7 protein-coding genes are annotated in these 8948 nt (G+C 58.9%); 4 read left to right on the forward strand and 3 right to left on the reverse strand.

All coding sequences use genetic code 11. The annotated features are described in order from the left end of the window. Window positions 1-8 precede the first annotated feature (8 nt). Window positions 9-1739, forward strand: coding sequence for a Gldg family protein (locus tag AACY30_RS26575; protein WP_339541394.1), 1731 nt, complete (start codon window positions 9-11; stop codon window positions 1737-1739). A 4-nt stretch (window positions 1740-1743) separates the two neighbouring features. Here the strand turns inward: AACY30_RS26575 and AACY30_RS26580 are convergent, their stop codons facing one another. From AACY30_RS26580 to AACY30_RS26590, 3 genes are all read right to left on the reverse strand, one after another. Then, window positions 1744-2052 carry a hypothetical protein gene (locus AACY30_RS26580; RefSeq protein ID WP_056857201.1) on the reverse strand — a complete coding sequence of 103 codons (309 nt, stop codon included), beginning with the start codon at window positions 2050-2052 and terminating at the stop codon, window positions 1744-1746. A 250-nt stretch (window positions 2053-2302) separates the two neighbouring features. After that, window positions 2303-2737: a DoxX family protein gene (locus AACY30_RS26585; RefSeq protein WP_339414790.1), complete on the reverse strand. Its 435-nt coding sequence runs from the start codon at window positions 2735-2737 to the stop codon at window positions 2303-2305. 103 nt (window positions 2738-2840) lie between these two features. After that, on the reverse strand, window positions 2841-4262 hold the full coding sequence (locus AACY30_RS26590; RefSeq protein ID WP_339541395.1) for a transglycosylase SLT domain-containing protein: 1422 nt from the start codon (window positions 4260-4262) through the stop codon (window positions 2841-2843). A gap of 236 nt (window positions 4263-4498) precedes the next feature. Here AACY30_RS26590 and AACY30_RS26595 point away from each other — a divergent pair, with 236 nt between their 5' ends. From AACY30_RS26595 to AACY30_RS26605, 3 genes are all read left to right on the forward strand, one after another. After that, entirely contained in the window at window positions 4499-5305 is an 807-nt protein-coding gene (locus AACY30_RS26595; protein WP_339427774.1) for a TatD family hydrolase, read from the forward strand. Window positions 5306-5401: 96 nt separating this feature from the next. Continuing rightward, window positions 5402-6883 (forward strand): methyl-accepting chemotaxis protein, encoded by a 1482-nt coding sequence (locus AACY30_RS26600; protein WP_339427773.1) that lies wholly within the window; start codon window positions 5402-5404, stop codon window positions 6881-6883. A 198-nt stretch (window positions 6884-7081) separates the two neighbouring features. Beyond that, a partial coding sequence (locus tag AACY30_RS26605; protein WP_339541396.1) for a DUF6531 domain-containing protein occupies window positions 7082-8948 on the forward strand: 1867 nt, incomplete at its 3' end.

Genomic DNA, 8948 nt, shown 5'->3' on the forward strand with positions numbered 1-8948 from the left:
AACCCTTAATGCGGTCCACTCTGCGCACCGGCATGACACTCACCGTCACCTTGTTACTTTTCCTGGCGTTCAATCTGGTTTGGATAGGTAAACTTCCTGATATCCAGTGGGATCTTTCTCAACAAAAAATCCACACTTTATCGTCTTCAGCACAACATCTAGTTACCATATTGGAAAGCCCCGTCGACCTGTATTACTTCAACTCGAACAACGACGCGAAAAGAAGCTACGCCGTGCAACGCTACAGCAAGCGTATTGAGGAACTGCTCAAGGCGTACGAAAAAACAGCCAATGGCATGATTAACCTGCACCTTATTGAACCTGCACCTTTTTCCGAGGACGCCTACAAAGCGCGGCTATCCGGACTCGACCACACCGCTGGGTTTCTCGGCCTTATCGGCACCCGCGCCGGTCACAGTGTGCGCCGTATTGGTTCCTTCAGCCTCGACCGGGAGCCTTTGCTCGAGTATGAAATCAGCCATCTGCTCTATAAGTTGCAGCACCCGGAGCGCCCGGTCGTTGCACTGCTGTCGGGGCTGGCGATGAACGAAGCTGCAGGTCGGCTGTTGCAGGATCTACGACGTGAATTTGATCTGGTCAACCTGGAGTCGACTGCAGCGCACGTCCCCGAGCGCATAAAAACGCTGATGGTTGTGCACCCACAGGCGTTATCTGAGCGAACCCTGTATGGGATTGAACAATTTGTATTGAGGGGCGGCAGATTGATGATGTTTATTGATCCCTTGAGCGAGCAACGCTCAAACGCTGCCCCTGCCAACACTCGACTGGGCGAATTACTGGCTGCCTGGGGTATCCAGATGCCAGCGGACAAGCTGCTGGCCGACGACCTCTATACGCCTTGGGAAACGCCAGGGGCGCCCACTCAAGTCCGATTGAATCTGCCTCGGCAGGCGATGAACACAAACGATATCAGCACATGGAACCTCAACAGGGTGACGGTATCGAGCAGTGGTGCCCTCTCACGAATGAGTAAAAGTCGCACGACCTTCACCCCTCTCCTGCAAAGCTCCGAGCAATCGGTGCTGCTGGATGCCAATAGTTTCACACGCGCAACCACGGTCGACTCATTGATTGAACAGGCATCGGGCCAAGCGCGGCGTCATGTGATCGCCGCACGTATCGAGGGGCCGAGCTATTCTGTCTTTCCAGATGGCCTCAAGGGGCAACCGCCTGGTGTCCAGAAAGCAGCGCAGATACATGTCGTGGTCATTGCTGACACGGACTTGCTTACGGACAAGGTCAGCAATTCGGCACCTGACAGCAACGCGTTGTTTGTCTTGAATACATTGGACCACCTGGCCGCCCCCGACACACTCGCCGCAATTCGCCCTCGCGTGCCGCAGGAACGGGAGCCGACAGTGCTGGAGCGCATGCGCGAGGTCGCGAAGCACGCCTATCGCGCGAAGGCCAGCGACCTGGAACGACGCCTGCAACGAACGGAGCAGGAATGGCAACGGCTGAACCCGTGGTCCACTGCACTCGGCACCCAGGCGGTGGAGACCACCACCCAGTTGCAAGCCCTCAACAAGGAACGCCTACGCTTGCCCATGGAGCTGCATGCCTTGCAACGCGAAGCCTATGCCCAGGTGCGTCACCTGGAACTGGCGATAAAACTGGTGGTGACCTTTGCCATTCCGCTGACGTTATGCCTGATCGCCTGGGGGGTCTTCAGGGGTCATCGCCGTCGTCGCCTGCACGCTGGCAGCCTGATTCACTGAACGATTAACGTCGGGCGATCAGCCCTTGTCGAGCGATGCGGGTCAATTGGCGGATGACTTCTTCGGCGTCGCCGGCACTGGGGGCCTGGATGACAGCGAGGTCAAAGCTGTTGCTGGCAAAACGCGCAAGGGAATCGCCATCTTCGACAAACTGGATCAGGAACGCTGAGGGTCGGCCAGTGCGGCGCGGCCAACCATCCAAGTAACGCAAGAGCGTAGGCTGGTGCTTGCCGCCAAGGAGAATTTTAGGATTGCGTTGAGTGAGGTCCGCGGTGATCGGGGCCAGGCGTATCAGGGGGCGTAGTGCATTCATCGTGTCGTGTCTCTGCCTCAAAAGTCTGCGGGCAGGTGAGAGGCAACACCGAACCAGCGCTTTAGCGGAATTTCGAAGCATGGAACATGCTTCTGTCGGGACCTATAACGATCACCCATGGCGCCCCGCAATTAGCTGTTTAAATCGGCGCATGAACGGCATCCTAGAGAAGCCGGTGGGGCGGTGTCAACAATCCCGAGCAACGAAAAGGCCCGCACATGGCGGGCCGATTCAAGGTTTTGCAGAACGATCAGTTGGCGATAGCACGGTCGGCAGACAGTTTGCCCGCACCTTCCAACAACACCGCCAGGGTGCCGCCGAGCAAGGCCAGTGCGAACTCATAACCGTTGTTGGCCATGAACAGACCGTTATGGATGTGCACCGAGAAGATCGCCACCAGCGTCAGGATGGTCAAGCCGAGTGCCGCCGGACGCGCCAGCAGACCAACGATCAGTGCCAGGCCAGCGAAGAACTCGGTACCACCCGACAGCAGCGCCATCAGCGTACCCGGCGCCAGGCCGATGCTTTCCATCCACTGGGCAGTGCCCGCCAGGCCATAGCCGCCAAACCAGCCAAAGAGTTTTTGCGAACCGTGGGCGGCGAAGATAATGCCGACAATAATACGCAGGATGGTCAGGCCGTAACCGGCACGGGTGGACAGGACGCTTTTGATCAGTGGGCTCATGGTGATAATCCTTTTCAAAGTAGGGGTTGGTTGGCCGCTATACTAATCAGTTTAAACAATGATAAAAGCTGAAAAAATGCCTGATTAATATCGATGAAATCGATTACTTCCGTGAAACGATTTTCGGCGCTGGCGGTTCCAGGGACTCCCGCTCCCGATCGAACGCCAAATAGTACTTGTTGACGCTATTAACATAGCTGACGCCGCCCATGCCGACTTGCTCCATGGCAATGCGTTCAACCTGGAAGAACCACTGGTTGGGGTTGAGCCCCCGGCGCTTGGCCTCTGTGCGCATGCCCTGCACCCGCTCTGGCCCCATGTTGTACGCCGCCAGCACAAAGGCCATCCGCTCGCGCTCGTTGAGCTTGGGGCTGGCGAAGAACTTGCGGCGGATCATCGCCAGGTAGCGCGCACCCGCCTGCACATTACTGTCTAGACTTTCGATATTGTTGATCCCCACGCGCTGCGCTGCCGAGGGCGTGATCTGCATCAGGCCGGTGGGCCCGCCGCTGTTGCGTGCGCCAGGGTCAAGTGCGGATTCCTTGAAGGCCAGCGCGGCAAGGTTCAACCAATCCATGCCCTGCTCGCGGGCATGTTTTTGCAACACCGGGCGCAATTTTTCCAGGCGCAGGCGGTCGGCGCGGGCCAGCGGGTTACGTACTTGGTAGAGGCGACGGTAGATGCGTTGAAACGCCACATCCTGGTCTGCGGGGGTTCGATAGGTCTTGAGGAAGCGATCAATGCTGGCCCGCAGCATCGAGGCATCCTGGCGCACAAACCAATACTCGTCGCCCGGCTCGCTGATGACCACCTGTTTATCGAAACGCAACTTGGGCAGGATCTTCGACCAGCGCTCGGCAATCGGCTTTTCGACAATGGTGAGGTGGAAAATGCCAGCCTGGACCATCTCCAGCACATCCTCCACCGCCAGGGTCGGGTCAACCCATTCCACCTTGATGGGTGGTCGCTTGTGCAGGGCCAGTTTCTGATTGACCTGGCTGATGGCGTCCGCCGCCGCACTCCCGGTGGTCAGCGCCAGGGTGCGTCCGGACAGCTGCTCAACCTTGGTAAACCGCCGCTCGCCTTTCACACCCACCAGCCATAGCGGGACATCGCTGGCAATCGGATCACTGGTGCTGATCTTGTGCGCAGCCTTTACATCCAGCAGCTCACCGGGCGCCACCAGGTCACCTTCACCACGGGCCAGCGCGCCGAGCAACTGGTCCTTGGCCTTGGGAATGATCTTGAGGTTGATTTCCTGGCCGTTACGGGCATGGCCATTGAGGTATTGCTCGAAGGCGCGCAAACGATGGTATTCCACACCGATGGCCTGACCCTGAACCTCGCCGGAACTGTTACGGCTCTGGTTGACCAATACACGCAGGGTGCGGCTAGAGCGGATCTGCGCCAGGTCGCGCACTTTGCCGGGCTTGGTCACTTCAAGCGGCCCGTCCAGACGCGCAATCGCGGCCATGGGCAGCAGCAGCGTCAGGCACAACATAAGCAACGCCGAGGGTCGGATCATCCGCTCTCCGGAAAAGAATACTGGCCAACGTCCTCGCGAAAAACGAGGCGGTGGGGTCAGAAACAGAGCGCTTTAAGCGCAGGCTTTGCGCGCAACGGTGGTACAGGGCAAGGCGTTCGACCAAGCCCAGTGTCACTTGCGACGTTCAAAGACAGCTATAACTCGTTGTAGTTCTTAGTTTTTCTTATAAATCTACAGCTCTGATATGCTTTCCGGCCGCAGGCGGAGGTAGCACCATGCAACTCATTGATATCGGCGTCAACCTGACCAACCCCAGTTTCGACGAGAAACACCAGGCCGTGCTTGAGCGTGCCTATGCCGCCGGCGTGCAACAATTGGTGCTCACCGGCACCAGCGTCGAGGGCAGCGAACACGCCCTGGAGCTGTGCGTAAAACTCGATGAAAGCGGCCAGCGCCTGTTCAGCACCGCCGGTATTCACCCCCACTCTGCCAGTGACTGGAACGGCGACAGCGCCCAACGCTTGCGCGGTTTGCTCAGCGAAAGCCGCGTGCGAGCAGTGGGTGAATGCGGGCTGGACTTCAACCGGGATTTTTCACCGCGCCCGCAGCAGGAAAAAGTACTGGAAGAACACCTGGCACTGGCCGTCGAGCTGAAACTGCCAGTGTTTCTCCACGAGCGTGACGCCAACGTGCGCCTGCTGGAAATCCTCAAGGACTACCGCGACCAACTCACCGCCGCCGTGGTGCATTGCTTCACCGGCGAACAAACGGCGCTGTTCAGTTATCTCGACCTCGACCTGCACATTGGCATCACCGGCTGGATTTGTGACGAACGCCGTGGGACACACCTGCACCCACTGGTCAGGGAAATTCCCCGTGGCCGTCTGATGCTGGAAAGCGATGCGCCCTACCTGCTGCCACGTACGCTGCGCCCCAAGCCGAAAAATGGCCGAAATGAACCTGCGTATCTGCCGGAAGTGCTGCGCGAAGTCGCCCTGCATCGCAACGAAAGCGTGGAAGATCTGGCCCGGCACAGCACTGCCTGCGCCCGCACCTTTTTCGGGCTGCCTGAAGTGGATTGATGCGGCGCGTTGACCCATGTCAAAACCGGTTTCCTCGATAGCGGCACAATAATGGCACCTTGCCAATGCTGTTTCCGCTATCAGAGAAAACCTTCCATGGGTGCCTGGCTTAGCAATATCTCGCTGAAGTACAAATTCTGGGCCGTCAACGCGGTCGCCTTCATTACCACCCTGTTGCTGGTGCTGTACGCCCTGCAGCTTGAACAACAGGCCCGCAGCAGCGCGTCCCATGCCTCGGCGCAGGCCCAAGCACGGTTGCTCAGCGCCTGGCCGGCTGGCGAAGCGCTGCCCAAGGGCGAGCAATGGCTGACGTTCAAGCGCGGCCAAGTCCCACAAATGGCCGACCAGGACCTGTCAGCCCTGGGTAGCAGCGTTGGCTGGGTCGAACTCAATCACATGCCGTTATTCGGCGAGAACGTACTGATGGGGGCTGAAGTCATCGCCCGCACTGACGGTCAATACGTGGCCGTACTCGCTTACGCGCCAAGCCTGAGCCAGGTGTTCGGCGAACGCTTCGCCAACTATGCGGTGGCGGTATTGATCCTGATGCTCGCGATGCTCGGTGCCTCGCAATTGCTGATCCGCTTCCTGCTCAGCCAACTCAACACCCTCAAGGACGTGATGCTGCACGTTGAGAAAACCGGCGACCTGTCGGCCCGTGTGCCTTTGGCGTGCAAGGACGAAGTCGGCCAGATGGCCAGCGCCTTCAACGCCATGCAAGCGGGCTATCAACGTGTGGTCAACACCGTCGCGCGTACCGCCAAGCAACTCGATGATGGCGCCGCGCGCCTGGCCAGCAGCATGAACGAGGTGCAGCACGGCATGCTCGGCCAGCAGAGCGAAACCGACCAGGCCGCCACCGCCATCAACGAGATGACCGCCACCGTCTACCATATTGCCCAGCACGCCGGCGCCACCCGGGATCTGTCGCAGACCGCCGACACCCTTGCCGGCAGCGGCCGGGAAGTGGTCACCCGCGTACAACGCTCGATTGCCGGCCTGTCGACCGGCGTGCAGCAAACCGCCGAAATGATCCAGAGACTCGCCGAGGACAGCCAGAAAATCAACGGCGTGGTCAGCGTGATCCACAGCATCGCCGAGCAGACCAACCTGCTCGCCCTCAACGCCGCCATCGAAGCGGCCCGCGCCGGCGAAATGGGTCGGGGGTTCGCCGTGGTTGCCGACGAAGTGCGCAACCTCGCCAAACGCGTACAAACCTCCACCGACGAAATCACCCGCATGGTCTCAGCCCTGCAAGCCGGCACCCGCGACGCAGTGGACTTCATGCAGGAAAGCTCGTTCAAGGCCGACGACTGCGTCCAACAAGCCCAGGAAGCCGGCGCCGCCCTCGCCGAAATCACCGGTGCTGTGGCGCAGATGCGCGAAAGCAACACCCAGATCGCCGTCGCCGCGGAACAACAAAGCCACGTCGCCGAAGAGATGAACCGCGCGGTCGTGAGCATTCGTGACGTGACCGAGAACACCGTGCAGCAGACTGTGGACTCGGCGACTACCAGCAATGAACTGGCGGCATTGGCCGGGGAGCTGAGCAAAGCGATTGGGCTGTTGAAGCTGTAGGACTGATCAGCCTGTAATCCCTTGCCTACAACGAAGCCTCGGTTTGCCCGAGGTTTTGGTGAAACTTCCTAGCTATCCCGGCGAATAACGCCGACTTCTTTTCCCTACCAACCTCTCCAAAGTCTCTCGCCTGATCAATCAGCGCGAGGGACCGCCGATGTACTTCTCCGTTAACACCCTGACCCGCTGGACGGCCTCTTGATTCCGGTCATTGGCAAGTTTGTCCTGTCGCCGATGAATGCCAAAGCGCCAGACGTCGAAAGCGTCTTTCGTGACTTTCGGGATTGCCTGAATACTTTTGACGAATGGGCCGAGAGCGTCTGGAGTGGCTCGTCGCTGGAAGTCGAGCAGGTATTCAAGGTGGGGGAAGAGGTTTCTCTCGTCGCTCCGGCGTCCTCCAAAAAACCCAATCGCACGGTTGCCGTCTGCAAAGCCCAGGGCGCGTTGACCTTGGTGCATATGTTCGAGAGCACACGCTTTGTGCCCATCGGCAATACGCCGGTGATGCTACAAGCGATTGCTCCCGATGGCAGCCCGATAGGCGCGCCGATTCATCGAACCATTGGCCCAAGCGGCATTCTTGAAATCAAAGATTGCACCCGCGACCAGCACTACCAAATCACTTTTTATCCCAACGTTTCCAAGGATCACGTCAAGACGCTGTATGCGTCTTATCAGTCGGTGATCGCGGGGCTGGAACGTCGTCTGCGTGATGAATGGAAAACGACATTCAAGCGGCAATGGAGCAGCTTTGCCAATGCCGCGCCGTTAGAGCGCAGCGCGATGCAGGCCGTGGCGTTTTCAACAGGGATTGGCAAGGCGCTCTACAACCTCTGGGACAATTTCACACAGCTATACGACCTGTTGGCGGACCTGAAGACCAACAGCGAGAAGTTGCTGCAGTACATCACCCAAGCCGAGCTGGATGAACTGCTGAAACTGGGCAAAGACGCCATTGCCCACGGCCTGCTGGTGCTTAGCGATGAGCCGCTGTTGTTCATTTATTTGTCAGCGATGGTGGCCTGGATACGCATGCTCCCGCCGCCGCAGATGTACGAACTGCTGGGCGAGATTACCGGCGAGGTGCTGATCAATCTGTTTTTGATCTGGGCGACGCGGGGGATGGGGGTGCAGGTACGCATGGGTGCGCAGGTGCTGGGGCATATCAAGTCCGGGCAGGTGCGTAAGTGGCTGGAGATGCTGGCGGATCAGCTTGTCGGGCCTCGGTTGGAAGCGCATGTCGAAGCGGCCAAGCCGCTGTTACTGGGGGGCGCCGGGACGCCGATCAAGGTGATTCCGGATTTGCCGTTGAAGGCTGGGGATCAGGTGGTTTCCAATCCGGTGACGATGGTTAGGGACAAGCTGGAACAGCGGACGGTGTTGGTGCGGCTGGAGCCTATCGACGACGCGCCTGAGGTTGCAAAAAACCCAGCTGGCGATGCGACGGCTTCTTCGGCTAAGACCGCGACCAATGGCTGCCCGGTGTCGATGGTCACCGGGGAGGAATTGCTGACGCTGACCGATGGTGCGCTCGATGGAATTCTGCCGTTTGAGTGGACACGGTTGTACCGCACCAGTGCGGTGGAAGTGGATTGCGGGCTGGGGTTTGGCTGGAGTCACTCGCTGGCGCATCGGCTCGCGGTTTCAGGTGATTCGGTCGTTTGGACAGACCATGAGAATCGATCGACCACCCTGCCCTTGCCATCTGTTTCTCGGCCAGCAATCACCAATAGCTTGGCTGAAGCGGCGATCTACTTGGGGTCTTTGCCTGATGAATTAGTCCTGTCTCAAGGGTCACGTTTCTACCATTTCTGCGACGGTGTGCTGACAGCGATCAGCGACGCGTATGACAACCGGCTGCGTATTTTCCGTAACTACCTCGGGCAGATTGAGCGGCTGGATAACGGTGTGGGGCGCTCGTTGTTTTTGCGCTATGCGTCGGGCCGCATTGTCGCGGTGGATTACCAAGTTGAACGGGCAGTGGATGACGGTCCGTTTGTCTGGGTGACGGAGCAGAAGGTTGTTTCCTACGCCTATGACGCTGCCGGTCGGTTGGTTTCAGCGA

Origin of the sequence: Pseudomonas sp. RA_5y_Pfl1_P24 (assembly GCF_963970945.1) — a bacterium.
Lineage (GTDB): Bacteria > Pseudomonadota > Gammaproteobacteria > Pseudomonadales > Pseudomonadaceae > Aquipseudomonas > Aquipseudomonas tritici.